The following is a 26,053-nucleotide window of genomic DNA, read 5'->3' as shown; positions in this document are numbered from 1 at the left end:
AGACCGGGATCGGAGACTTTCCCGTAAGCCTCCGATCCCTCGCTGGTTCGTTATGTTCACCGTCAGCTGTAGCGATACGGCGCTCCGGCATTGCGCATGGTTTCCTGATATTTCTTCAGAATGGCCACGACCTTGGCGTTGCGCTCGCTCTGCTTGGAAATGTCGTCCCAGAACTCCTGTGCCGCATCTTCGATCTGCTTCCATTCCGATTCCGGAATGGTGGTCAGTTCCAGCTTGCCGCCGGTAGTGCGGTAATGCGCTTCGCCCCACCAGTACCAATGCTGACGGTAGTAGTGCGAGGAATCCATCGCCAGCTTGAAGAGCGCTTTCAGGTGTTCCGGTACGGCATCCCACTTTTCGGTGTTGGCGAAATAGGAACCGGCCCATGCGCCGTTGATATTGTTGGTGAGGTAGTACTTGTTGATATCCGCCCAGCCAACGGTATAGGCCTCGGTCGCGCCGCACCAGGCCACGCCGTCGAGTTCGCCGGTCTGGATGGCGACTTCAATATCTTCCCAGGGCAGCGTGACAGGCACCACGCCGAACTTGGTCAGGAAACGACCGCCTGTCGGGAAGGTGAAGACGCGAAGGCCCTGCAAATCGGCAACGCTGCGGATCGGTTTTGTGGTGACGAAGTTGCACGGGTCCCACGAACCGGCGCTGAGCCAGGTGACGCCGGGAATTTCCTTATAGGCTTCCTCCCAGATTTCGTTCAGCCCGTACCAGTTGAAGAGTGTCGGCACGTCGAGGCTATAGCGCGAAGCGAAGGGGAAATAAGCGCCGAACACCGCGACATCGACGGGCGATGCCATGGAATCGTCATCGCTTTGCGCGGCATCGATGGTGCCCGACTGCACGGCGCGGAAGAGTTCGCCCTGCGGCACCAGCTGGTCAGCGGTGTAAAGTTCAATTGTCATTTCGCCGTTCGCCGCCTTGTTGAAGGCGTCAATCGACGGCTTAATGACATGTTCGGCCAGTGCCGGGCCTGCATAGGTCTGCAATCGCCACTTGATCGGGCTTTGTGCTTTGACATAGGGCGTCGCAAGTGTGCTGGCACCCAATGCTCCAACCGTCGTCAGCCCGGCCTTCTTGAGAAAGTCACGTTTATTAAGCTTGTTATTCTCGCTCATGCCCATTCTCCCGTTTGTTTGAAGTTCACCCTTTCACATGAGCCGGGCCGGTCCATTCGGACTCTTGTCACCGGATTATTCGTATTTCCTCCATCGTTTCTCATCGCCCGGTATACCAGTTCGGCAGCCACAGCGCGATTTGCGGGAAAATCATCAAGATGATGATCGTCAGCACCATAAGGAAGAAGAACGGCACGATGGATTTGTAGATGTCGATCAGCGTGATTTCCTTGGGTGCCAGCGCTCGCATCATGAAGAGATTGTACCCGAAAGGCGGCGTGATATACGCAATCTGGCAGGTGATCGTGTACAGAATGCCAAACCAGATCGCATTGAAGCCGAGGCTCTTGACCAGCGGAATATAGAGCGGCGCCACGATCACCAGCATGGCCGTATCATCCAGAAACATGCCGAGCAGAATGAACGACAGCAGCATCAGGATGAGAATGGTCCACGGCGACAGATCGAATGTGCCAAGAAGGATCTTCTCGATTGCCTTGACGGCGCCCAAACCGTCATAAACCGACGAAAAGCACAGCGCGCCGAGAATGATCCAGAGGAACATGCAGGTGACGGTCAGGCTGTTGCGGGACGTCGTTTCCCACACCTGCTTGTTAAGACGCCCGGTGAACAGCGCCGCCAATGTGGCGAGCAAAGCGCCGACCGCCGCACTTTCCACCAGGCTGGTAATGCCCGTCAGGAACAGGCCCATCATCGCGCCGAAGACGACGAGTGGCAGCAGACCGGCGCGCAACACGGAAAAGCGTTCGCTCCAGCTGAATTTCTCCAGCTCTTCTTTTGGCAGGGCTGGTCCAAGTTCCGGGTTCAGGCGGCAGCGTATATAGATATAGATCGCGAAAAGTGCCGCCATCAACAGGCCGGGGCCGATGCCAGCCAGCCAGAGTTGCAGCACCGGCTGGCGAGCGATCATCGCATAAAGCACCAGCACGACGCTCGGCGGAATGAGAATGCCGAGCGAACTGCCCGCCTGTATGACGCCGGTGACCATGACCTTGTTGTAGCCACGCTTGAGAAGCTCCGGCAGCGCCACGGTCGCCCCAATGGCCATGCCTGCAACGCTGAGGCCGTTCATGCAGGAGATGATGACCATCAATCCGATGGTGCCGAGCGCCAGACCGCCGCGTATGCCGCCGAACCAGACATGGAACATGCGATAAAGATTGCTGGCAATGCCGGATTCCGACAGCATATAGCCCATGAACACGAAGAACGGCACGGTGATCAGCGGATACCAGTTCAGGACCGCGAAGGTCGCGTTGAACGGCATTTCAAACGAGCCTTTGCCCCAAAGGAGCAGGGCCGCCAGCGATCCGACAAAGCCGATGACGCCGAAAACCCGCTGACCGGTCATCAGCAGCGCCATCATTGTGGCGAACATGAAAAGTGTTATGAGTTCAGAGCTCATATATGATGGCCCTCCTCAATGGCCGGACCGGCAAGCGTGTCGATGGGCTGGCCGCGCAGCGATGCCCAGTCCTTGAAAAAGTTGGAAAGGCATTGCAGCAGCAGGAGCAAAATGCCGGTCGTCATGATGAGCTTGATCGGCCAGAGCGGAGGCGCCCAGGCGGTATAATTCTTCTGCCCATAGACGATGGCGTAATTCGTGGAAGAAATGCCGCCCATCACCATGACGCCGAGATAAAACACGATGAACAGAATGGTGATCAGGTCGGTCAGCGTCTTTTTGCGCGGGGGCAGACGGTCGAAAAAGAGGTCCATGCGGACATGCGCGCCCTGTTGCATCGCATAGGCGCCGCCGAGCAGATAATAGGCCGACAGCAGAAACTGCGACATTTCAAGGACCCAGTTGACGGGCACGCCGAAAGCAACCCGCGAGAAGGTGGAATAGAGAAGGCAAGCCGCCAGCACGAAAAGCAGATACATCGAAAAGCGCCCGACACGATAATTCAGCGCATCCACATATTTGACGAAAAGCCTGATCGGCTTGGGCATTTCCCTCTCCTTCAGTTCTTCGTTCCGTTCGGTTGCGCTGCGGGGCAAAGCGTCTCGCCAATCCGGCTAAATATCGGCGCCAGCCGCTCGGCCCATGCTCTTTGAGCCTTTGCATCGGCGATTTCGTTATTGCGGATTTCGATCATGGCGCAGGGCGCATTGCGCGGGCGCGCATGGCGCTCCAGCGTGTAATAGACGCGGTCGGACGGCGCATAAGGCTCGTTGACGCCGACATTGAGCGTTTGGTCCTGCTTGAGTGCGGCAATCAGCGGCGCTGCAACCCGGTCATCCGCATCGTGGATGATGCCGACATGCCATGGGCGCGATATGGCGCGATAGACCGGCGTGAACGAATGGATCGTGACCATCCATGACGGAAAGCCGCGTGCGGCGCGCGCCGCAATAAGCTGTTCGATCCGGGCATGAAACGGGCGATGCGACAGGTCGATGCGCGCGGTGCGCTCCAGCGAGTTCAGCTCGTGATTGCCGGGAATGACCGTCATTTCGCTGATTTCGGGGATCAGGTCCGGCGCATCAAGCGGGCGATTGCAATCGATCAGCAGGCGCGACAGACACGACTCTACGAGCGGCGCATCAAGCGCGGCGCTGAGATGTCGGGCAACCTCCACCGCTCCGGGATCCCAGGCGATGTGGGCACGAAGGGCATCCTCCCCCAGCCCCAGGCCGTCGAAACCGTCCGGCACATGGTTGGAGGCGTGTTCGCAAACGAAAAGCCAGGGACTTGACCCTGTTTCGTTGACGACAAAAACCGGCTCATGCGAAGCCGGGCGTTTCTTTCGCTCGTCCGCCATTTGGTTTGTTCCCCGCGCTGTAACTTATGTTACGTTTTTTAAAAATTATGCGCTATTGCGGATTATTTGATACGTCGTATGATAATTTGTCAAACACAATTTTGCCCGAATTGAATTGGGCATCGGGATGGAAAATATCGTGCCGGAAAGCGCCCCGGAAAACACCAGCGTTGCCGAACGCATCAATGAACGGATCGATACGATGCCTGCCGGCGAACGGGCCGCAGCGCAGACTTTGATCGCCAATTATCCGATACTCGGATTGAAGACGGTGGCGGAATTTTCAGCGCAGGCGGGCGTCAGCTCGCCGACGATCCTGCGCTTTGTAAATCGGCTCGGTTTCCAGAATTATCCCGAGTTTCAGGCGCATCTGCAAAACGAACTTGCGGCGCAATTACAATCGCCGCACCACCGCAATGAAAATCCGGACAAAGCCCCCGATACGGCCTATCCGGCGGTAGAGCACACACAGGAAAATATCCGCGAGACATTCCGGCATCTTGGCGCCAGACAGTTGCAGCAGGCGGTGGCCGCACTGTCGAATGCCAAGGGCAATATTTATCTGATCGGGGGCCGGTTCACCGATCCCATCGCGCAATATATGACGGCGCATATGACGATCATCCGCCCGCAAGTGTTTCATCTCGGCGGTCAGGAAAGTGTCTGGCGCGACCGGTTGCTGGATATGGGAAAACGCGATGTGCTCGTCGTTTTCGACATTCGCCGCTATCAGGACAGCCTGTTGGGGCTGGCGGAAAAAGCACGGGCGCGGGGTGTCGAGGTTATTCTTGTCACCGACCAGTGGTTGTCGCCGATTGCCCGCGTTGCGCGCCATGTTCTGGCGGGTCGCACGGCGGTGCCCTCTGCCTGGGATTCGTCGGCGGCCCTGTTTGTACTGGCCGAAACGCTTATCCGCGAAATGACGCGCATGCTGGAAAAGGATAGCGCCGCGCGCATCGCAGAACTCGAAGGGCTGCGATAATTACTCCAGCCCGCATGCCCGCAGAAACAGCGCCGAGACTTCCTTTTCGATGCGCTCGAAATCCAGCGGAACGTCCTCGCCCACTTCCATCATGCTGCGCACCTGCGTTTCAAAATCGGCATAATGCTGCGTCACGGCCCAGATATGCATCTGGAACAACAGCGGATCGACCGGTTTGATGCGCCCGTCATCCACCCATGACTGGATCAGTTTGACCGCGCTGTGGGTGGCTGCGACATGCTTGTTCCAGTGGCGGCTGAGATAGGGCGCACCATTGGCGATTTCGGTGGTGAAAAGCCTCGATGCCTTGGGGTTCTTCTGGCTATAAGCGAGCTTGGCCCGGATATATTGGCGGATCACCTTGGCCGGGTCATCCTCGGCGCTGGCATCGAGGAAAATATCTTCCCACTGGTCGAGGATGAAGACGATGATGTCTTCGTAGAGCTCTTCCTTGCTGGAAATATAATAATGCAGCTGAGGCTTGGTCAGTCCGGCACGGTGCGCAATGCCTTGGGTCGATGCGCCGACCAGACCCTTTTCCGCGAATTCGTCAATCGCGGCAGTGCGGATCGCGCCGAGAATGCGCCGCCGGCGGTCGAGAACCTTGTCTCGCCCGGTCGGCTCGATATCGTCATTCTCGTCGTCGATAGTCATGTCTCTAACCGTGGTCGGGAGGGAAAGCCGCCGGGCATTCAAACAGGCGGGCGACTTTCCGTTTTCGTCGGGGGCTTACTGGCCCAGCTGCTTCTTGATGTCGAGGCCTGCGCCCTTGTTGACGAAGGCGTCGGTTGCAACCTTGCTCATGTCGAGTTCTTCGCCGCTGACGATGCCGGACTTGCGCGCCAGCTCGTAGAACGACTTGACGCGGTTCATGTCGATGGCGCCAATGCCCTTGGTCAGCGTGTCGCCGCTGTCGATGAGCTGCAGTTCCTTGAGATTGGCCAGTTCTGCGTCGAGCGTTTCCTTGCTCATATCCGCATTGTCCTTGAGGATCATCTCATAGGCCTTGCTGTGGTCGCCATACATGAAGTTGACCCAGCCTTCGATCGAAGCCGTCACAAAACGCTGCACGAGGTCGGGGTTCTTGTCGACCAGTTCCTGACGCGTCTCAATGGTGTTTGCGTAGGTATTGTAGCCCTGATCAGCGAGCAGGAACGTCTTGACCTTTGCGCCTTCCTTGGCCGCGTAAAGCGGTTCGGCGGTCGCATAGGCCTGCTGCACGGTCTTCTTGTCGCCGAGGAACTGGGCGAGGCTATAGCCATAGGGACGCAGCTGTTCGTCCTTGAAACCAAATTCCTTCACCAGCCAGGGCCAGAACGAGAACTGGCCGTCCTTGGAGATAAGGATCGTCGGTGCGTTCACCAGATCCTTGAAATCCTTGTATTCGCCGTCATGCGCCATCAGGGCCTGCGGGTCCTTCTGATAGAAGGCAGCCACAACCGTGGTCGGCACGCCATTGGCGACATTGTTGAAGGACAAAAGCAGATTGCCGGTGAGCAGGAAGTCGAGGCGGCCTGCGGCCAGCATCGGGCGGTTGTTGACCTGCGGCCCGCCCATCTCGATCTTCACGTCGAGGCCGTATTTTTCATAGGTGCCATCGGCGAGCGCCTGATAGAAGCCGCCATGACCGGCCTGCGCCAGCCAGTTGGTGCCAAGCGTCACCTTGTCGAGCGCAAAGGCCATCTGCGCCGAAAGGCCAAGCGAGAAAGCGGCGACTGCCACAAAGAGTGCTTTTTTCATTGGTTTCGTTCCCCTATTATCAGTTCGAAAGTGCCATGTCGGCGGTCCAGCCGCGTGTTTTACCGGGATTGAGCAGACCATAAGGGTCGGCCAGTTTCTTGAATTCGATCTGCACACTGTCGATCTCCTTCATGCCGCCATCCTCGATGGTATAGGCATGGGGATCGTAGATGTCGCAGCCGTCAACCTGTTCCAGCTCGCCGATGAGCTTATACATCGCGTCGCGGTCCTCGAAGCGCACCAGTGGCAGGCCGAAAATCTGCACTTCGCCTTCAAGGCGCGCCATTTCATGGTGCATATATTGCGTGTCGCCATAACGCTCGATCTGGCGATTGACCAATGCCGGGTCGAAGGGGCGCGGATAGGCGACCTGAAGATAGGTCCAGCCCGGTTCCGCCTTCAGCGCCTGAAGCGTGGTGTGGTTCCAGCCGCATTCATAGGCAGGCTGAAGGCCGGCCTTGTGCAGCTCGTCCAGCGTCATGGAGAACGACACCTGACCGTTGAACTCTGTGGCGAGCTCTGCGAACCGCTCGCGTTCTTCCGGCGCGATCATGGCGAAAACGGCATCCTTGTCGGATGGGAAAAGGTTGCCGAACTTGGTGTAGAAGCGCGCGAAGCGGCGATCCACGGTGGTCAGGAGATAGCAATCCAGGTTTTCTTCCAGCGCCTTGAGGCAGAAGTTCAGCGTTGCTTCATAGCTGTCGAAGAGCGCTGCGGTATGGATCCAGTCGGTCGCCTTGGTCAGCCCGATTTCCAGCTCCAGAATTATGCCGTTGGTGCCATAGGCATGCTGGACCTTGTGGATGTCGCGGCCCGTCAGCTCGATGATTTTCGGCTCCGGCTCGACGGTCAGAACCTTGACCGAATAGACATTGCCGTCATCGCGCAACATGCCATGTCGCAGTGATCCGATACCGCCCGAACCGCCTGAGAAGAAGCCGCCAATGGTGGCGATGCGACGGGTGGAAGGATACATCAACAGTTCTTGTCCGGTTTCGCGCACGGCGTCGTCAAGACGCGAAATGCGCGCGCCGCCTTCGACGCGCACCTTGCCCGGCTCGACGGCTATGATGCGGTCGATCTTGGTCATGTCGAGGATGATGCCGCCTTCAAGCGGAACGCACTGGCCGTAATTGCCCGTACCGCCGCCGCGAACCGTGATTGGTATGCGCAGTTTCGCGGCTGCCGCCGCCACACGGCGCACTTCGTCCTGATCCTTCGGAATGACGACGAGGTCGCCGACATAATGGCCGATATCTTCGGTCAGGATCGGGCTGTACCAGAAGTAATCGCGGGAACGCAGTTCGACCTGCTTGGGGTCGTCATAGATGCGGATGCCGTCGATTTCGGCGCGGAATGCGGCCCAGTCATAGATGCGCTGCGGGGCGACAGAATTCATGGGTTTCTCCCGTAAACATGGTCCGAGGCAACGCCGTCGCGCCAGACACGGCGGAGGGCTTGCGGACGGCTGATGAGATCATTGAGGTCTTCGGCATCGTGCCAGATGAAATTGGCGGCACCGCCTGCGGACAGCGCCTGCACGCGCTCGCTCCTGATCAGGCGCGCGGGCAGGGTGGTGATGCTGTCGAGCCATTCTTCCGGCTCCAGATGGCAGACAGGTGCCGCAAGGCGCAGGATCGCGAGCGGATCATAGTCGCCATAGGGGTAAAAGGCATCGCGTACATTGTCGGAGCCAAGCATGGTTTCCACACCGGCCAGACGCGCTTCTTTCAGCGGGGCCACACCACGAAGACGCGGCGATTTTCCGCCGATCCGGTCTTGCAGATAGAGATTGGTGGTGGGTAGCGAGACAAGCGCGACACCTGCTTGCGCGGCGGCATCCAGAATACGCGTGAGTTCATCCACTGTTCGCAGCGAAAGCGAGCAGGCATGGCCGCACAAAACGCGGCCCGCCATATGATGCCGTGCGCTCGCATTGACAATCAGCGAAAATCCGTCCGCTTCAACATCCAGACCTTCATCAACATGAAAGTCGAGATCGAGATCGTTTTCGACAGCGAGACGGAACATTTCCTCTATTTCGGCTGCAAGATCGGCATTGCGATAGAAAAACGCGCCAAACACACCGCCATCGGCCTTCACGTGGGTCGCAATGTCACTGCCTGCTTCCAGAACCAGATCGCCGTGAACAAGGGCCGCAAGTTGAAGATCAATGCGGTCTTTCCATTCCTGTCGCAATTCGTTGAGAACAGGCCAGGCGGTCGGAACTTCCGGGCTGGTCCAATCCACATGGCTGCGAATAGCGCCGACGCCCTGCGCAAAAGCCGCCTCAAGGCCGCGCGTGGCGCGGGTGCGGATGTCTTCGGCGTTCCAGTTCTGGCGGTCGGTGTTCATCAGGTCGATGGCATCGAACAGGCACTCGACCTTCGTGTCGCCATTCTGCGCGATGCGCTGGATGGTGAACGTCTTGTCGAGATGCACATGCACATCGGCCAAAAGCGGCGTGACGCACCCGCCGCCTGTCGCTTGCGACGACGTGATCGCGGCAATGCGTCCATGCTCGACGGTGATGTCGTGGCGGCCCGGACGGCCCGCGATGGCGACGCCATTCAACATATCAGCGGTCCCGGCGAATTTCGCTTTCGTGCCAGCGTCCTAGGACAAGGCGCGACAGCCAGCTGGTGATCAGGAAGATCACGATACCCAGCAGCGAAACGAGGAAAAGCGCCGCAAACATGCGCGGGATTTCATTACGGAAGCTCGATTCCAGAATACGCGAGGCAAGGCCGGTGCTCTGGCCTGCGGTGCCTGCGACGAATTCAGCCACCACGGCGCCGATCAGCGACAGGCCACCGGCGATTTTCAGGGCCGCCATGAAATAGGGCAGCGCGCTCGGGGCCAGCAGATAGCGCAGGCGCTGCCACGGCGAGGCGCGATAAAGCTTGAACAGATCGCGCAGATTGTGGTCGGCGCTGCGCAGTCCGATCACCGTATTGGACAGAATCGGGAAGAAAGCGACAATCCACGCGCAGATAAGCAGGGCCGAGAAAGTATCGCGCACATAGATCAGGATCAGCGGCGCGATGGCGATGACCGGCGTCACCTGAAGGATGACGGCGAAGGGGAAGAACGCCATTTCGATCGGACGCGAAAGCGCAAACACCATGCCGAGCAAAACGCCGCCAATGATGGCGCAGGCCAGCGAGATGAGCGTCAGCTTGACGGTGAACCACATGGAGGCCATCAGCGACGGGCCGTCCTTGAACAGCGTTTCGGCAATCAGTGACGGGGCCGGGATCAGGTAATGTGGCACTTCATAGAAGCGCACCAGACCTTCCCAGATGCCGAGCGCGATAATGATCGCCAGCGTCGGCATGAGAATGCGCAGCGTGCGTTCGCGTCGTGCGAGACGATCCTGTTCGGAATTGAGGACTGGCAGTTCGTTTTGCATCTGGTTCATTTGCATGTCCTCAGTGATCGATATCTTCAGAGGAAAGCGTCGCGGTCAGCGTATCGGAAACCTTGGCGCAATATTTCGCGTAAGAATCCGTGGTGCGGTAGTTTTCGGCCCGCGGATAAGTGCCGATGATGGGAATGTCCGCGACGACACGACCCGGACGCGCCGCCATCACGATCACGCGGTTGGAGAGATAGACCGACTCATAGACGCTGTGGGTGACGAAGATCACGGTCAGTCCGTGTTCCTGCCACAGCCGCAACACGTCATTATTGAGCTTGAAGCGCGTCATCTCGTCGAGCGCTGCAAAAGGCTCGTCCATCAAAAGCAGGCGCGGGCGAGTCACCAATGCGCGCGCAATGGAAACGCGCATTTTCATGCCTCCCGAAAGCTCCCGCGGAAAGGCATTGGCAAAACGCGACAGGCCAACCTGCGTCAGCACTTCTTCAATGCGGGGCTTGGCTTCCTTGCGCGAAACGCCGGAAAGCCGCAGCGGCAGATAGACATTGTCATAGACGCTGGCCCAGGGCATCAGCGTCGGCTCCTGAAACACAAAGCCGATATCCTGTGCGCCGGAAGGACCCTTGCCGGGCGCATGACCATTGACGCGAATTTCGCCAGCCGAGACCGATTCCAGTCCGGCGATCATGCGCAGCGCCGTGCTCTTGCCGCAGCCCGAAGGCCCAAGAAAGCTGACGAACTGGCCTTGCTCGATCTTGAGCGACATGTCGTTCACGGCCATGACGCCGGTGCCGTACTGCTTGTAGACGCCGTTGATGTCGATCAGTGGTGACTGGTTCTGCGAGTTGGGGGCCACGCTCATCGTCCTTACCAAGCGGGATTTTTGTCGAGCCAGGAGAGCGGCGCGCGCTCAATCTCGCCCAGCGCTTCAATCAGCCGGTCGGCAGCAAAATCGATGGTCTTGCGACCCTTTTCAGCGGTGGCAATCGATGCGTTGCCGGCTGCGCCATAGGCATTGATATCCTGCATCTGCCATGCGGGCTTGGCGCCGCCGCCAAGGCTGATGTGCTTGTATTCGTCGGCGAAAACTTCGGTCAGCGTGCGGAAATCCTGCGCCTTTTCCATCACCACCAGATCGGGATGCATTTCCAGCATCACCGATGTTTCCATGTCGCCAGCATGAATGCCATGCTTCAGGTCATGCTCGCTGTAAACGCCATCGGGCATGCCCAGGCCGAACCAGTTGAGGCAGAAGACCATCATATTGTGCTGCACGCGCAATTCGCGGGCGACAATGTCCATCACCGGAATATTGCCGCCATGGCTGTTGAACAGCACCATCTTGCGCACGCCGCTTGCCGCCACGCAGGTGCCTATCTCGCACCACATGCGGATGACAGTTTCGACTGAAAAGGTCAGCGTGCCGGGATAGCGCTTGTGTTCATTGCTCTTGGCAATGGCCTGTGTCGGCAGGAACAGAACCTTACTCGTGTCCGGCAAGCGTTTGATCAGTTCCGCCACCATGCCATCCGCGACGGCGGCATCCACGCACATCGGTAGATGCGGTCCGTGCTGCTCGATTGCGCCAACAGGCAACACCGCCACGAGCTTGTCGCGCTCAAGGCGCGAAAACGCCTCGCTCGTGTAATCGGACCAATATCGTTTCAAGGTGGCGCTCCAAATTTTGTCTTGAAGCAGCAACCTTACTAAACAATCTGACCGATTGGTCAAACTAAATGTTTAAAAATTGCGAGCCGCGTGCAATTAAGATGTGAATCCGTGGTAGATGCGCCACGCGACAGACCAGCACATGACTATGATGCGCGGAAATTTCCGGAGGTCCTATGGACGAGAGATGCATTATTATTGGCGCGGGCCATGCGGGCTCGCAGGCCGCAATCAGCCTTCGTCAGGAAGGCTATGCCGGAGACATCGTGCTCATCAACGATGAGACGGATATTCCCTATCATAAGCCGCCGCTTTCCAAATCCTATCTCAAGGCACCGGAGCATGGCGGCCTGGTGCTGCGTCCGGAAAGCGCCTATCGCGACAATAATATCGAGATGTTGTTCGGGCATCGGGTCGAAGGCGTATCGCTGACCGACCGCACGGTGACCCTTGATGACGGTCGCGTGCTGCACTGGTCTGATCTGGTCTTTGCAACCGGTGCCCGCGCGCGCGTTCCCGACATGCCGGGCGTCGATCTTGACGGTGTCGTCACGCTGCGCCGGATGGAAGATGCGCGCCGCATTGCTGGCCTCATGCCCACCATCAGCAATGTCGTGATCATCGGCGGCGGCTTCATCGGGCTTGAAATGGCACATAGCGCGATGGCGCTCGGCAAGAATACCGTGCTGATCGAGGCCGCGCCGCGTGTTCTTGGCCGCTCGGTCGCGACACAAATCTCTGCACATGTCGAAACGCGCAGCCGCGCCGCGGGAATTACGCTGCACACCGGGCTTGGTGTGATGGCAATCGAAGGCGAAAACGGTCGCGTGACCGGTGTAAAGGCAGCAGATGGGGCCGTGTTCCCGGCGGATATGGTTGTTATCGGCACCGGCGCGCTGCCCAATGTCGAACTCGCTGCCGCAGCCGGACTCGTCACCGACAATGGCATTGTCGTGGATGAAAAGATGCGCACATCAGCGGATCATGTCTACGCCATCGGCGATTGCGTGAGCTACGACCATTTTCATGCCGGTCGCCGCGTGCGGCTGGAATCGGTGCAGAACGCGACCGATCAGGCCAAGCATGTGGCCCGCAGCATTGTCGGGCGCGCCACGCCGTTCCGCGAAGTGGCGTGGTTCTGGTCTGATCAGGGCGACATGAAGCTCCAGACGGCAGGCCTGTCATTTGAAGCAGATCGTCATATTCTGTCAGGCAATCCCGATGATAATGCCTTTTCGATCTTCCATTTTGCCGGTGACAGGCTGGTGGCGGTTGATTCCATCAATCGCCCGGCCGACCACATGATCGCCCGCCGCCTGCTGGCGGCCGGGATCACCCCCACGGAAGCCGACATTGCCGCGGGTGCGCCGCGCCTGAAGGAACTTCTGGCCAGCGCCCCCAAATCATAAGGATCGTTCGATGAGCACTTTGCAACATTTGCTGCCTGCCGACATGGCGGCACCCTTCGCCGCCTATAGTCATGGCGTGAAGGTGCAAGCCGGTGCCGAACTGGTGTTCTGCTCCGGCCAGCTCGGTATCGCGCCGGATGGAAGCGTGCCCGAAGATGCGGCCGCGCAAGCCGAGCTTTGCTTCGAGAATATCCGTCGCATTTTGCGCGATGGCGGCATGGATCTTTCCAATGTCGTGCGCATCAACGCCTATGTGACGGATCGCGCCTATATGCGCCCCTATATGGACGTGCGCGACAGGCTGTTTCCGCAGCCAGCGCCCGCCTCGACGCTGATGATCGTTTCCGGCTTTACCCGCGAGGAATTCAAGGTCGAAATCGAAGTCGTCGCCGCAAGTTGATCTCTCGCGCGCATCTTATCCGAAAACCGCTTCGCGCTTTTCGGGATGCGCTTTCGAACTTTACGCGTGACAAGAAGGCGTATCGCCTTTGCATGAAATGGGTGGTAGGTGTGCGAGACTCCTACACTCCCTTCAGGCCTATTCATGTCACAATTTCAGTCTTCCGCTGCGATGCGGAAATCTTCGCCACGCTCGTCCCAACGCATGGCGGAAATCGCGCTTGCCATTGGTGGCTTCGGCATCGGCACCGGCGAGTTCGCCATCATGGCACTGCTCCCGGATATTGCCCGCGACCTCAACGTCACGATCCCGCAGGGCGGACATCTCATCAGTTCTTATGCACTGGGCGTGCTGATCGGCGCGCCGGTGCTGGCCGTCATCGGCGCGAAGCTCGACCGCCGCAAGCTCCTGTTCCTGCTGATGGGCCTGTTTGCCTTTGGCAATCTCGCCAGCGCTTTCATGCAGGATTATTCCAGCCTTTATATAATGCGTTTTATCGCAGGCTTCCCACATGGCGCTTATTTCGGCGTCGCATCGCTGGTTGCCGCATCGCTGGCCGAGCCGGGCAAGCGCGCGCAGGCGGTTGGGCGTGTCATGATGGGCCTGACGATTGCCACGCTGTGCGGCACGCCGCTGGCCACATGGCTGGGGCAGGTGGCGGGTTGGCGCGCCATGTTCGGCGCGGTCGGCCTGATCGCCATTCTGACCATGGTGATGGTGACGCTTTATGTGCCAAAGCTGCCCGCCGCAGAAGGCGCATCGCCGCTGCGTGAGCTGGGTGCGCTGCGCCGCAAACAGGTGCTGCTAACGCTTGCCATTGGCGCCATCGGCACGGGCGGGCTGTTTTCCGTCTTTTCCTATGTCGCCGCCACCGTGACGGAAGTTTCACATATCGATATGAAATGGATGCCGCTGGTCTTTGTCATGTTCGGTCTCGGCATGGTGCTGGGCAACATCGTCGGCTCCCGGCTGACTGACCGTTCCGTCATGGGAACCGTTGGGATCGTGCTGCTTTATGACATGGCGGTGATGCTGGCATTCCCGCTGCTGATGCAGCATCCGCTCACCGCTTTCCTCAATGTGCTTCTGGTCGGCGGCGGTTTTGCGCTGGTGCCTGCACTGCAAACCCGCCTGATGGATGTCGCAGCCGATGCCCAGACGCTCGCTGCGGCGCTCAACCATTCAGCGCTCAATCTCGCCAATGCACTCGGTGCATGGCTCGGCGGACTGGCAATTGCATGGGGCTATGGCTGGACATCGACCGGTACGGTCGGCGCGCTTTTGGCTCTGGCCGGTCTGGTTGTGTTCGGAATTTCGATGCTGCTGGATCGGGGAACTGCGACGACGCCTGCCTCACAGGAAAGCTGAACAGGTCGGCGCAAACGAAAACACCCGTCGCGGGAGGAGCGACGGGTGCTTATGGGGAAGACCGGACAATGGGGGGAGGAGGATGTCCGGTCTTTGGATCGCCAGGGAAAAATGGGAGGAGGAAACCCCGGCGATAACTCGTTTGAGCCATTGAATGCTCTGGAAACTATAAGGACCGCGCGGTTTGGAGGACGCGATCCTGAAAGAAGGCTGATGCCTTCGGATGGCGCTTTTCCCGCTGATTAGCGAGCAGCAGCCTTGCGTGCGACGAACGGAATTTCCGAAGGCAGGATGCCGAGGTCGTTCAGTTCACGTGGGCTCAGGCGGCTCAGTTCGTTTACGGTTGTACGGTAACGGCGCCAGTTGTTGTACGAGCGGATCAGGTTCATTTCTCTCACCTAGTAAAATCTATCTCTCTGTGTTGCAGACAGCATATAGGCTGGTGCGATCTGAAAAAGGAGAGCCAGATTTGCATAGCTGATGTGCAATTAAGCTTGGAGATTGCATGTTTTTTACGCAGATCGGTCATTATGTTATCACAATTGCCGTTCTCCATGGCCAAATCACCAAATTTGAGGCCGTAAAGAGCCTCCATCGCTATCATTTTCCGCATAGCTAGTGAAAATCTCCGATTTATACATGCATGTCGGCTGATCCTTGGGCGGCGGGCGCAATGGCTCAAGTTTTGTCGCAAAACTTCTGGAAATTGTCGGTTGAAGACTACAATTCTACATGACTCCCAAAGCGGATTAAGCTAAGGGATTTGTGTCGGGTGCCGAAGCATGCGTTTTACAAATGCTTTTTCACTGTCTGTCTGCGGGAGAGCGCCAATTGGCCGCCGAAGGGGAAATCGCCCGAAATCTCTCAGGTACAAGGAACCGCAGACGGGTAAGACAACTCTGGAAAGTCGGGGGAAACTCCGCGCCGAAGGTGTAAGTATAGCGCTTTGCTATGCGAGTCTCTCAGGCCTGAGACAGAGGGGCACGAAGCTACCGCATTTTGCGGAAGGCACACGTGCGACTCTGGAGTTGTTATGGGCGATACCGCACATTTGAATATCCTGCCTTTGCAGGACTTGCATGAACAGGCTGGCGCGCGCTTTGGCGGCTTTGCCGGCTGGAACATGCCGATCACCTATCCGCTGGGCGTCATGAAGGAACATCTCCATACGCGTGACCATGCGGGCCTTTTCGACATTTCTCATATGAAGCTGGTCGAAGTTTCCGGCAGCGATGCCGCAGCGCTTCTGGCGGAAACCTGCCCGCTCGACCCGACCGTGCTGAAGCCTGGCCAGTCGAAATACACTTTCTTCCTTAATGACAAGGGCGGCATTCTGGACGATCTCATCGTCACGCGTCTTGGCGACGACCGCTTCATGGTCGTCGCCAATGCGGGTAATGCCGAGGCCGATATCGAGCATTTGAACGAAGCCGCTTCCGGCAAACAGGTTACGGTCAATCCGCTCGACCGCGTATTCCTCGCCATTCAAGGGCCGGAAGCCGAAAGCGTTATTAACGATGCCGGTCTTACCGGTGCTGCCGATCTCGCCTTCATGAGCGGCTTTGAGCCGAAGCCGGGCTGGTTCATGACCCGCTCGGGCTATACCGGCGAAGACGGTTTTGAAATCGGCCTGCCTGCCGATGAGGCGCGCGCGCTGGCGACCAAGCTTCTCGCCGACGAACGCGTTGCGTGGATCGGCCTTGCCGCTCGCGACAGCCTGCGCCTCGAAGCCGGGCTTTGCCTGCACGGACAGGACATCACGCCGGAAACCGATCCGGTCTCCGCCGGTCTCACCTGGGCGATCACCAAGGCCGTGCGCGAGAAAGCCGCCTTCAACGGTGCCAAGCCAGTGCTCGACACTATTGCCAAGGGCGCTGCCGCCAAGCGCGTCGGCCTCAAGCCGGAAGGCCGGCAGCCGGTACGCGGCGGCGCAGACCTGTTCGATGAAAGCGGCCGCCAGATCGGCACGGTCACATCGGGCGGCTTTGGTCCCTCCGCCGGTTTCCCGGTCGCCATGGGCTATGTCGAGGCCAGCCTCGCCACGCCCGGCACACGTATTTTCGCTGAAGTTCGCGGCAACAAGGTTCCCGTTGACGTTTCGGCGCTTCCCTTCACACCGCATCGCTATCGCAAAGGATAATTTCCATGGCCAAAATCCTGTTCACCGAAGATCACGAGTGGATCAGCGTCGAAAACGGCGTCGCCACTGTCGGCATAACGATCCACGCACAGGAACAGCTGGGCGACCTCGTTTTCGTCGAGCTGCCGGAAGTCGGTCGCACCGTTTCCAAGGGCGAGGGCGTCGTGGTTGTGGAATCGGTCAAGGCCGCTTCCGACGTTTATGCGCCGGTTGACGGCGAAGTGGTGGAAGTCAACGAAGCCGTGTCGTCCGATCCGGCTCTGATCAATCAGGCTGCCGAAGGCGATGGCTGGCTGTTCAAGCTGAAGCTTTCGGATGAAGGCCAGCTTTCCGGTCTGCTCGACAAGGCCGGTTACGACGCTCTGGTAGGATAAAGCGATGACCCAGCAGGTTCTTCCCTTTGTTGCCCGTCATATCGGGCCGAGAATTGAAGACGAGCGCGCCATGCTGGCCGCGCTCGGCCTTCCTTCCATGGAAACCCTCATCACGCAGGCCGTTCCGGCGTCCATCCGTCTCAACCGCGCTCTGGATTTGCCAGCGCCGTTGAGCGAACATGCGGCGCTGGCCGAATTGAATGAAATCATGGGCCGCAACGTGGTGAAGAAGAGCTTCATCGGTGCGGGCTATCATGGCGTGCATACGCCGCCGGTGATCCAGCGCAATCTGTTTGAAAATCCAGCCTGGTACACGGCTTATACGCCTTACCAGTCGGAAATCAGCCAGGGCCGTCTGGAGCTGCTGTTCCACTTCCAGACGCTGGTTGCCGAGCTGACCGGCCTGCCGGTTGCCTGCGCCTCGCTGCTCGATGAAGCAACCGCCGTTGCGGAAGCTGTCGGCGTTGCCTGCCGTCATCATCGCGACAAGCGCAGCCGCGTGCTTCTGGCGGGCGATCTGCATCCGCAGACCGTCGATGTCGTCAACACGCGCGCCGAGCCGCTCGGCTGGCTGGTTGAAGCTGGCAGCACTGTCGATGACAACACCGCTGCGGTCATCGTGCCGTGGCCGGATACCAAGGGCGTTTATGGCAACTTCACCGGCGTTATCGCCGATGCAAAAGCCAAGGGTGCGCTGGTTATCGCCGTTGCCGATCCGCTGGCGCTGACCATCATGGAAGCTCCTGTCAAATGGGGTGCCGACATGGCTGTCGGTTCCATGCAGCGTTACGGCGTGCCGATGGGCTTTGGCGGCCCGCATGCCGCTTATCTCGCCGTGTCCGAGCCGCTCACCCGCATCATTCCGGGCCGCATTGTCGGCCAGTCGGTCGATGCGCATGGCCGCGCGGCCTATCGGCTGGCGCTCCAGACCCGCGAACAGCACATCCGTCGCGATAAGGCGACCTCGAACATCTGCACTGCGCAGGCGCTGCTCGCCAATATGGCTGCATCCTATGCCATCTGGCACGGTCCGGCTGGTTTGCAGGCGATTGCCACACGCATTGCCGCTCTTGCTGCCCGTTTTGCTGCCGGTCTCAAGGCCGCTGGTGTCGAAATCGCAGGCGAAAGCCTGTTCGATACGGTTTCGGTCAAGGTCGCCGGCAAGGCTGCGAAAATCGCTGACGAGGCCGACAAGGGCGGTCGTCTGCTGCGCATCATCGATGCCGACACGGTTGGCGTGACCTTCGACGAAACCTCGACCGAAGACGATCTTGCGGCACTCGCCGTTCTGTTCGGCGCGAAGGTAGTCGAAGGCGACGCGGTTCTCGTTCCGGGCAAGGGACGCGGTGAGGGCTTCCTGACGCAGGATGTGTTCCATTCGCACCGTTCGGAAACCGAGATGATGCGCTTCCTGCGTCGTCTGGCCGACAAGGATCTGGCGCTTGACCGCGCGATGATCCCGCTTGGTTCCTGCACCATGAAGCTCAATGCGGCGGCAGAAATGATGCCGGTGAGCTGGAACACGGTTGCGAACCTGCATCCCTTCGCACCTGCGGCACAGACCGAAGGCTATGCGAAGATGACGGCTGACGTCGAAGCATGGCTTTGCGAAATCACCGGCTTTGCAGGTGTTTCGCTGCAGCCGAATGCGGGCAGCCAGGGCGAATATGCCGGTCTCTTGGCCATCCGCCACTATCACCAGTCGCGTGGTGAAGGTCATCGCAACATTTGCCTGATCCCGTCGTCTGCGCATGGCACCAATCCGGCCAGCGCCTCGATGGCAGGCATGAGCGTTGTCGTGGTCAATTGCCGCCCGGATGGCGACATCGATATCGATGACCTCAAGGCCAAGGCCGAGAAGCATCGCGATAATCTTGCCGCCTTCATGATCACCTATCCGTCGACCTATGGCGTGTTCGAAGAAGGCATCAAGGCTTTCTGCGAAATCGTCCATGACAATGGCGGTCAGGTCTATTTCGACGGCGCAAACCTCAATGCACTCGTTGGCCTTGCGCGTCCATGCGATATCGGCGCCGATGTCTGCCATATGAACCTGCACAAGACCTTCTGCATTCCGCATGGCGGCGGCGGTCCGGGTGTCGGTCCGATCGGCGTTGCCAAACATCTGGTGCCTTATCTGCCAGGCCACGTTGATCTTGGTTCCAAGCACGCCGTTTCGGCAGCTCCCTTCGGCAGCGCGTCTATTCTGGTCATTACGTGGATGTATATCCGCATGATGGGCGGTGCAGGTCTTAAAAAGGCGACCGAAGCTGCGATCCTCAATGCCAACTACATCGCGCATCGCTTGAAGGACGCTTATCCGATCCTTTATACGGGCGCGCATGACCGCGTGGCGCATGAGTGCATCGTGGATACGCGTGTTCTCAAGGATAGCGCGGGCGTAACCGTGGAAGATGTGGCCAAGCGCCTCATCGACTATGGTTTCCATGCGCCGACCATGTCGTGGCCGGTTGCGGGTACGCTGATGATCGAGCCGACAGAATCCGAGCCGAAGTCGGAAATCGACCGTCTCTGCGACGCTATGATTGCCATTGCTGGTGAGGCGAAGAAGATCGCCGAGGGTGTCTGGCCGCAGGATGACAATCCTCTTGCCAACGCACCGCACACGGCAGGCGATACGCTGGCCAGCGAATGGACGCATCCTTACACCCGTGAGGAAGCGGTGTTCCCGGCCATTGCCTTGGGCGGCGAATTCGACGCCACGGCAAAATACTGGCCGCCGGTCAGCCGCGTGGACAATGTCGGCGGCGACAGAAACCTCATCTGCTCGTGCCCGCCGGTTGCAGCCTACGGTTGATTGCCAGTTGGATGACTGAAAACACGAAGGCGCCGCAGAAATGCGGCGCTTTTTTCTGTCCGGTTTGTTGGGGTTTTCAGAAAACGCCGCTTTTGCAATTATCTGCTGATCGCAAATAGAAGAAAACATATCGGACGGATTTATCATGAAGATAATAGTTTTAGTCTTGTCTCTCTTTCCGATCTTTATCGGCTTTTCTTCCAGAGCGGCGTTCGCGAAGGATAATGCTGCCAGATTAGAATCCACATTACAGTGCTGGCGCTACGGCGAGAAATTGTGTTGTTTTGATCATTACGGTGAGAATGTATGCTTCCCGAGAATGTGAAGCATTTATTATAATTCAAATATTGAAGCTCTACTGCGGTGGAGCTTCTTTTATTTGGCGCTACAGGAATTCAGGCAAAAAAAGAGCCGGACTAGGAAGTCCGGCTTAGTTATGAAGGTGCCACTTGGGCAAACCTCCAGAGGGGAACACTTACCGCGCGCAATGGGAGGAGGCACAGCGGTAAGTAACCCCGATATGGATCAGTCAGCAGCATTGTTCAACCCCTTAGTCGACTTTTTTTTGTCGATTTCGGAAGATTATGAACTTTTTCACGGGTTTATGATCGCGCTACCGCAATGCAAACGGGGGTTGTGTTTCATTTCGGTTCAGGTTGCGGCACAGAAAAATTCAAAATCTTTTCCGTGGGATAGGGCGTGAGTCGCCCCGGCCTGTCTGCCGCGGTTCGTCAGCCGTGCCTTAATTGCTCCCATAAACGCATGAAATCGTTAGAATAATTCTAAAACATTCCTAGCGTGGTCATGTTCATTTGTCTTGCAGTGGGTGTAAGCTAATTATAAAAGGTGACCAATTGACGAAGGCTTAGGCTGATCGAGAACTGGTCAAAAGGGGCGGGCCGGTTTCTCTGTCTGTTTGGATAGAACGAAATGCTCGTACCGTTTCTCATCATGTTCCGCGAAGGCGTGGAGGCAGCGCTGATCGTTGGTATCATCGCGAGCTATCTGCATCAGACGGGACGCAGCGCCTGGATGCCCGTTGTCTGGATCGGCATTCTTCTGGCGCTTGCCATGTCGCTGACCGTTGGCGCGATCCTGCAAATTCTGAGCGCAGAGTTTCCGCAAAAGGCGCAGGAACTGTTCGAAGCCATCATTGGATTGATCGCCGTTTTCGTGCTGACTTCCATGGTGTTCTGGATGCGCAAGGCAGCGCGCTCGATCAAGGCCGAGCTGCATCATTCCATCGACGCTGCTTTTGAAACGCCGACGCATAAGGGCGTCGGCCTTATCCTGATGGTGTTTTTCGCTGTTGCCCGCGAGGGGCTGGAGTCGGTCTTCTTCCTGCTGGCCGCATTCCAGCAAAGCGAAGGCGCTGCCGCCCCGCTCGGTGCGCTTCTGGGTGTGCTGCTTGCCGCTGTCGTCGGCTATGCCATCTTCAAGGGTGGTTTGAAGCTCAATCTGCGCCGTTTCTTCCGCTGGACTGGCGTTTTCATCCTGATTATCGCCGCCGGTATTCTGGCCAATTCGGTGATGGCGTTGCACGAAGCCGGTCTCTGGAACCATTTCCAGACGGTGGTTTTCGACGCAAGCGACATTCTACCGCTGGACAGCACGCTCGGTTCGGTTCTGGCCGGTATCTTCGGCTATATCGCAACGCCGACGGTTAGCGAAGTCGTGGCCTATGTCGCCTTCCTTGTTCCAGCACTCGTTCTTTTCCTGATGCCATCCTCCGCGCCTGTTCAGGGCGCTGAGGCCAAGCATAGCGCTTAGTCGAAGAGATTTTTCATGACGAACCCTAAAGCCACCGAACCTTTCTCCCGCAATCTGGTTCGCATCGGGCTGGTGCTGGCCGTGCTGCTGCTCGTGGCGGCGGGGGCGGCCTTCTATTACGCCTCTCGCGTTTCGGACAAGGCGCGCCATGCCGATGCAGAAGGCAAAATTCAGGTGGCGATCAATGCCAAAAGCTGCGAGCCGAACGAGTTGTCCGTTCCGGCGGGCCGCTCGGTGTTCGAGATCGTCAACAAGTCCGACCGCACCGTCGAGTGGGAAATTCTGGATGGCGTCATGGTGCTGGAAGAGCGCGAAAATATCGCGCCCGGTTTCAAGCAGACAATCACGGCAAAGCTTGCGCCCGGCGAATATCAGATCACCTGCGGCCTGCTGTCCAACCCGCGTGGCAAGCTGACGGTGACGCCGTCCGCTGCCAGCGATGCCGAGAAGGGCAAGAAGCTGCCACTGACCGCCTTCATCGGCGCGCTGGCGGAATACCAGATTTATCTTGCAGCAGAAGTGGCTGAATTCCAGAAGGAGACAGGCGATCTGTCGGCTGCTGTCACCAGCGGCAATCTGGAAGCAGCGCAGGCAGCCTATGGTCCGGCCCGCGCCGCCTATGCCCGCATTGCGCCGGTTTCCGAAGCCTTCTCCGATCTCGATACGGCCATCAATGCGCGCGCTGATTATTTTGAAAAGCGTGAGCAGGATGCTGCTTTTGGCGGCCTGCATCGTATCGAATACGGGCTGTTCGAGCAGAAATCGGCAGACGGTCTGGCTCCGGTCGCGACTAAGCTGGCGCAGGATGCCGGTGCCTTGAAGGAGCGTATTCGCGCCCTGCGCATTTCGCCGGATCGCATGCTGGCAGGCACTGCATCGGCGCTTAATCGCTTTGCTTCGACGGCGGGCGATACGGGTGAAGACCGCTATGCCCACACCGATCTGCACGCATTCGCCGGTCTCGTTGAAGGCGCGGCCAAGACGGTGGATGTGTTGCGTCCCATCGTGGACAAGGTCGATGCGAAGGCATTTGAAGGCATCGACAAGGAACTGGCTGCGGTGAACGCTCTTTTGAGCGCCAATGCCGAAGGCAATGGTTTCAAGACCTATGACAATCTTTCGTCTGATGAAAAGGCGAAGATCAAGGACGGTGCCGCTTCGCTCGCCGCCCAATTCTCTAAACTCCGCGATCAATTGGGAGTGGATTAATGACCAAGAAATTTTTGAAAACCGATAATCCTGTTTCACCTTCACGCCGCGCATTGCTGCTGGGCGCTGGGGCAACCGGCGTTGCCGGCGCGGTGGCGGGCGTGTTGAACCCGCAACCGGCCCATGCACTGTCTTCCGACAGCGTGACCAACGCGCCGGAAAGCGACAAAATTCACGAAAGCCAGCCGTTCCATGGCGTTCACCAGCCGGGCATTGTCAATGCGCGTCCGGCGGCTGGCCTGGTTGCCGCCTTCGATGTTCTGGCGCGGGATCGCGGTGAACTTGAGCGCATGTTCAAACTCCTGACCGAGCGCGCTGCCTTTCTCATGAAGGGCGGCGAGCCGCCGGTGCTCGACACAAAATTTCCGCCGTCTGATTCAGGCATTCTCGGCCCGACGGTGACGCCGGACAATTTGACGATAACGGTCGCGCTCGGCAATTCGCTGTTCGATGACCGTTTCGGCCTGAAGCCGATGAGACCGAAGCGCCTTCAGCGCATGACCGGCTTCCCCAACGATGCCTTGCAGAAGGACATCTGCCATGGCGATCTGATGATCCAGTTCTGCTCCAACACGCCGGACACCAATATTCACGCGCTTCGCGATATTATGAAGAATATGCCGGACTTGCTGATGGTGCGCTGGAAGCAGGAAGGCACTGTGCCGGTGCAGCCGCCGCATTCGCCGAAAGCCAAGGAAAGCGCGCGTAACTTCCTCGGTTTCCGCGATGGGTCGGCCAATCCGGATGCATCCGACAAGAAACTGATGCAGCAGGTTGTCTGGGTGCAGAAGGAAAGCGACGAGCCGGATTGGGCCGCCAATGGCAGCTATGTCGCGGTGCGCATCATCCGCAATATGGTGGAGCGCTGGGACCGCACGCCATTGCAGGAGCAGGAGACGATTTTCGGTCGTCGCAAGGATAGCGGTGCGCCGTTCGACGGTAAGACAGAAGCCGATGTGCCGGATTTTGCCAAGGATCACGATGGCAAGGTCACGCCGATGGATCCGCATATCCGTTTGGCCAATCCGCGTGATGCCAAGGCGCATGAGAACCTGATCCTGCGCCGTCCGTTCAACTATTCGAACGGTGTCACCAAGTCGGGCCAGCTCGATATGGGGCTGCTGTTCATTGCCTATCAGGCCAACCTCGAAAAAGGTTTCATCACGGTCCAGAACCGCCTCAATGGCGAGCCGCTGGAAGAATATATCAAGCCCATCGGCGGCGGATATTTCTTCGCGCTGCCGGGCGTGACGGACGATCAGGACTATTACGCGCGTGGATTGCTTGCGGCGAGCGGGCCGCAAAACGCCCGCGGGTGAGGTGGAGGCATTTCCCCCACAACTGCCCAAGCTGTTTGGAGAAATGCACAAACAAGATGACAGAGCGTTTTGACGGTTGAGGCCGGAGCGCTCTGTCCATCATCATGGAGAGGCTAAACATGAAGTATCGTCTGCCCCTGTATGTTTCTGGGCTTGCTTCGGCTTGCGCCGTCGCGCTCTCGCTCAGCTTCGGCGCTGCCAAGGCCGAGGTTTCGCCGCTGGATCTCGTCCAGCCGATTGCCGACTACAAGGTCTATGTGCAGGAGCACCTCGACATTCTGGTGAAGGACACCAAGGCTTTCACGGATGCGATCAAGGCTGGCGATCTGGCGAAGGCCAAAGAACTCTATCCGTCCTCGCGCGTCTCCTATGAAAAGATCGAGCCGATTGCCGAACTTTTCGCGGATCTCGATGCATCCATCGATAGCCGCGCCGACGATCATGAGAATGGCGAGAAGTCGGAAGATTTCACCGGCTTCCACCGCCTCGAATATGGCCTGTTCGCACAGAACACGACCGATGGCCTGACGCCTTTTGCGGACAAGCTCTATGCCGATGTTCTGGAACTCCAGAAGCGTGTAAAAGACCTGACTGTTCCGCCCGAAAAGGTCGTGGGCGGTGCAGCCGCACTCATGGAGGAAGTGGCTGCTGGCAAGATTTCCGGCGAAGAAGACCGTTACAGCCACACCGACCTTTGGGATTTCAAGGCCAATGTCGATGGCGCGCAGAAGATTGTCGAGTTGTTCAAGCCGCTGATCGAGAAGGAAAATCCTGACCTGATCAAGAAGGTCGAAGCCAACTTCAAGACCGTTGACGATATTCTTGCCAAGTACAAGAAGGGCGACGGCTACGAAACCTATGACAAGCTGTCGGAAGACGACCGCAAGGCGCTTGCCGGTCCGGTGACGACGCTGGCCGAAGACCTGTCCACGCTGCGCGGCACGCTTGGCCTGAACTAATCCGTTCCAGTAATGGAAAATGAAAATGGCGGGCAATGCCCGCCATTTTCTTTTGGTCAGATCGCGCCCGGATAGACTCTGACGGGGCGATTGTCCTTGACGGATTCCATCACCACGAAGGTCGATGTGCTTGCCACATTGGGCAGGCTGGAAATCTTCTCGCCCAGCACTTCGCGATAGCGACGGATATTTGGTGTACGCACTTTCAAAAGATAATCGAACGAGCTCGCGATCATGTGGCACTCTTCCACCTCGCGTATCTTGCGCACCGCCGTGTTGAAGGCGTTGAGCGCCGCCTCGCGTGTGTCGGACAGTTTGACCGTCGTGAAGGCGATGTGATCGATGCCAAGTTTCTCCGGATCGATAGCCGCGCGAAAGCCCAGAATATAGCCTTCATCGACCAGCCTTTTCAGTCGCGCCTGACATGGCGTCTTGGAAAGACCGACCTTTTTAGACAGCTCGGTTACCGGAATTCTGCCGTCTTCGCTGAGAACTTCCAGAATGCGCCGGTCGAACTGATCCAGATCGTCTATAGACTCTATCTTTCGCATTCATTTTGCCTTTATAGATCGCGATAATAAGATCGTTTTTCCTTTATATGG

At 58.2% G+C, this 26,053-nt stretch carries 24 protein-coding genes and 1 riboswitch; of the genes, 11 read left to right on the top strand and 13 right to left on the bottom strand.

Features of this window, described 5'->3' with window-relative positions; genetic code table 11:
* Positions 1 to 62: 62 nt before the first annotated feature.
* The 4 genes from QLQ11_RS15110 to QLQ11_RS15095 all read right to left on the bottom strand — a co-directional run bounded on the left by QLQ11_RS15110 (position 63) and on the right by QLQ11_RS15095 (position 3,916).
* A complete protein-coding gene (locus tag QLQ11_RS15110; protein WP_109367171.1) occupies positions 63 to 1,130 on the bottom strand; it encodes a TRAP transporter substrate-binding protein in 1,068 nt (355 codons plus the stop codon).
* A 100-nt stretch (positions 1,131 to 1,230) separates the two neighbouring features.
* Positions 1,231 to 2,556, bottom strand: coding sequence for a TRAP transporter large permease subunit (locus tag QLQ11_RS15105; RefSeq protein ID WP_109367172.1), 1,326 nt, complete (start codon positions 2,554 to 2,556; stop codon positions 1,231 to 1,233).
* Complete coding sequence (locus QLQ11_RS15100) at positions 2,553 to 3,104, bottom strand: TRAP transporter small permease subunit (protein WP_109367173.1); 552 nt, start codon at positions 3,102 to 3,104, stop codon at positions 2,553 to 2,555. The genes QLQ11_RS15105 and QLQ11_RS15100 overlap by 4 nt, the downstream gene beginning before the upstream one ends.
* An 11-nt stretch (positions 3,105 to 3,115) precedes the next feature.
* Positions 3,116 to 3,916, bottom strand: coding sequence for an N-formylglutamate amidohydrolase (locus tag QLQ11_RS15095; RefSeq protein WP_109367174.1), 801 nt, complete (start codon positions 3,914 to 3,916; stop codon positions 3,116 to 3,118).
* Between the two features lie 202 nt (positions 3,917 to 4,118).
* On the opposite strand from QLQ11_RS15095, the gene QLQ11_RS15090 reads away from it, so the two are divergent.
* Positions 4,119 to 4,898, top strand: a complete 780-nt coding sequence (locus tag QLQ11_RS15090; protein ID WP_371830816.1) for a MurR/RpiR family transcriptional regulator — start codon at positions 4,119 to 4,121, stop codon at positions 4,896 to 4,898.
* Here the strand turns inward: QLQ11_RS15090 and QLQ11_RS15085 are convergent, their stop codons facing one another.
* The 7 genes from QLQ11_RS15085 to QLQ11_RS15055 form a co-directional block, all read right to left on the bottom strand.
* Entirely contained in the window at positions 4,899 to 5,552 is a 654-nt protein-coding gene (locus QLQ11_RS15085; protein WP_109367175.1) for a TetR family transcriptional regulator C-terminal domain-containing protein, read from the bottom strand.
* Between the two features lie 75 nt (positions 5,553 to 5,627).
* Complete coding sequence (locus QLQ11_RS15080) at positions 5,628 to 6,638, bottom strand: ABC transporter substrate-binding protein (protein WP_109367176.1); 1,011 nt, start codon at positions 6,636 to 6,638, stop codon at positions 5,628 to 5,630.
* 19 nt (positions 6,639 to 6,657) lie between these two features.
* Positions 6,658 to 8,037, bottom strand: coding sequence for an FAD-binding oxidoreductase (locus tag QLQ11_RS15075; RefSeq protein WP_283736170.1), 1,380 nt, complete (start codon positions 8,035 to 8,037; stop codon positions 6,658 to 6,660).
* Positions 8,034 to 9,215, bottom strand: a complete 1,182-nt coding sequence (locus tag QLQ11_RS15070; RefSeq protein ID WP_283736169.1) for an amidohydrolase family protein — start codon at positions 9,213 to 9,215, stop codon at positions 8,034 to 8,036. The genes QLQ11_RS15075 and QLQ11_RS15070 overlap by 4 nt, the downstream gene beginning before the upstream one ends.
* A 1-nt stretch (position 9,216) precedes the next feature.
* Entirely contained in the window at positions 9,217 to 10,059 is an 843-nt protein-coding gene (locus QLQ11_RS15065; protein WP_171058738.1) for an ABC transporter permease, read from the bottom strand.
* A gap of 10 nt (positions 10,060 to 10,069) precedes the next feature.
* Positions 10,070 to 10,879: an ABC transporter ATP-binding protein gene (locus tag QLQ11_RS15060; protein ID WP_109367179.1), complete on the bottom strand. Its 810-nt coding sequence runs from the start codon at positions 10,877 to 10,879 to the stop codon at positions 10,070 to 10,072.
* Positions 10,880 to 10,884: 5 nt separating this feature from the next.
* Entirely contained in the window at positions 10,885 to 11,685 is an 801-nt protein-coding gene (locus tag QLQ11_RS15055) for a creatininase family protein (protein ID WP_109367180.1), read from the bottom strand.
* Positions 11,686 to 11,861: 176 nt separating this feature from the next.
* Here QLQ11_RS15055 and QLQ11_RS15050 point away from each other — a divergent pair, with 176 nt between their 5' ends.
* The 3 genes from QLQ11_RS15050 (at position 11,862) to QLQ11_RS15040 (ending at position 14,862) form a co-directional block, all read left to right on the top strand.
* Positions 11,862 to 13,094 carry an NAD(P)/FAD-dependent oxidoreductase gene (locus tag QLQ11_RS15050; protein WP_109367181.1) on the top strand — a complete coding sequence of 411 codons (1,233 nt, stop codon included), beginning with the start codon at positions 11,862 to 11,864 and terminating at the stop codon, positions 13,092 to 13,094.
* A 10-nt stretch (positions 13,095 to 13,104) separates the two neighbouring features.
* The gene (locus tag QLQ11_RS15045; RefSeq protein ID WP_109367182.1) at positions 13,105 to 13,494 is read left to right on the top strand and encodes a RidA family protein; all 390 of its coding nucleotides are present in this window, start codon (positions 13,105 to 13,107) and stop codon (positions 13,492 to 13,494) included.
* Between the two features lie 264 nt (positions 13,495 to 13,758).
* Entirely contained in the window at positions 13,759 to 14,862 is a 1,104-nt protein-coding gene (locus QLQ11_RS15040) for an MFS transporter (protein ID WP_244597129.1), read from the top strand.
* A gap of 242 nt (positions 14,863 to 15,104) precedes the next feature.
* Here QLQ11_RS15040 and QLQ11_RS15035 read toward each other — a convergent pair whose 3' ends face one another.
* Positions 15,105 to 15,251, bottom strand: a complete 147-nt coding sequence (locus QLQ11_RS15035; RefSeq protein ID WP_078336788.1) for a DUF1127 domain-containing protein — start codon at positions 15,249 to 15,251, stop codon at positions 15,105 to 15,107.
* A 418-nt stretch (positions 15,252 to 15,669) separates the two neighbouring features.
* Positions 15,670 to 15,753, top strand: a riboswitch (glycine riboswitch).
* A gap of 142 nt (positions 15,754 to 15,895) precedes the next feature.
* Here QLQ11_RS15035 and gcvT point away from each other — a divergent pair.
* The 7 genes from gcvT (at position 15,896) to efeO (QLQ11_RS15000) (ending at position 25,451) form a co-directional block, all read left to right on the top strand.
* Positions 15,896 to 17,002: a glycine cleavage system aminomethyltransferase GcvT gene (gene gcvT / locus QLQ11_RS15030; RefSeq protein WP_109367185.1), complete on the top strand. Its 1,107-nt coding sequence runs from the start codon at positions 15,896 to 15,898 to the stop codon at positions 17,000 to 17,002.
* A gap of 5 nt (positions 17,003 to 17,007) precedes the next feature.
* Entirely contained in the window at positions 17,008 to 17,376 is a 369-nt protein-coding gene (gene gcvH / locus QLQ11_RS15025) for a glycine cleavage system protein GcvH (protein ID WP_109367186.1), read from the top strand.
* Between the two features lie 4 nt (positions 17,377 to 17,380).
* The gene (gene gcvP, locus QLQ11_RS15020; RefSeq protein ID WP_109367187.1) at positions 17,381 to 20,194 is read left to right on the top strand and encodes an aminomethyl-transferring glycine dehydrogenase; all 2,814 of its coding nucleotides are present in this window, start codon (positions 17,381 to 17,383) and stop codon (positions 20,192 to 20,194) included.
* A 930-nt stretch (positions 20,195 to 21,124) separates the two neighbouring features.
* Positions 21,125 to 21,964, top strand: coding sequence for an iron uptake transporter permease EfeU (gene efeU / locus QLQ11_RS15015; protein WP_109367188.1), 840 nt, complete (start codon positions 21,125 to 21,127; stop codon positions 21,962 to 21,964).
* Positions 21,965 to 21,979: 15 nt separating this feature from the next.
* Positions 21,980 to 23,173, top strand: coding sequence for an iron uptake system protein EfeO (efeO, locus tag QLQ11_RS15010; protein WP_109367189.1), 1,194 nt, complete (start codon positions 21,980 to 21,982; stop codon positions 23,171 to 23,173).
* Positions 23,173 to 24,492 (top strand): iron uptake transporter deferrochelatase/peroxidase subunit, encoded by a 1,320-nt coding sequence (efeB, locus tag QLQ11_RS15005; RefSeq protein WP_371835960.1) that lies wholly within the window; start codon positions 23,173 to 23,175, stop codon positions 24,490 to 24,492. The genes efeO (QLQ11_RS15010) and efeB overlap by 1 nt, the downstream gene beginning before the upstream one ends.
* A gap of 119 nt (positions 24,493 to 24,611) precedes the next feature.
* Complete coding sequence (efeO, locus tag QLQ11_RS15000) at positions 24,612 to 25,451, top strand: iron uptake system protein EfeO (protein WP_109367191.1); 840 nt, start codon at positions 24,612 to 24,614, stop codon at positions 25,449 to 25,451.
* 56 nt (positions 25,452 to 25,507) lie between these two features.
* Here the strand turns inward: efeO (QLQ11_RS15000) and QLQ11_RS14995 are convergent, their stop codons facing one another.
* On the bottom strand, positions 25,508 to 26,002 hold the full coding sequence (locus QLQ11_RS14995) for an Lrp/AsnC family transcriptional regulator (protein ID WP_109367192.1): 495 nt from the start codon (positions 26,000 to 26,002) through the stop codon (positions 25,508 to 25,510).
* Positions 26,003 to 26,053 lie beyond the last annotated feature (51 nt).

It is taken from the genome of Ochrobactrum sp. SSR (assembly GCF_030067775.1).
In the GTDB taxonomy this organism is placed as follows: Bacteria; Pseudomonadota; Alphaproteobacteria; order Rhizobiales; family Rhizobiaceae; genus Brucella; species Brucella teleogrylli.
Note: the sequence above shows the minus strand (reverse complement) of the source record. Positions and strands in the feature narration are given on the sequence as shown.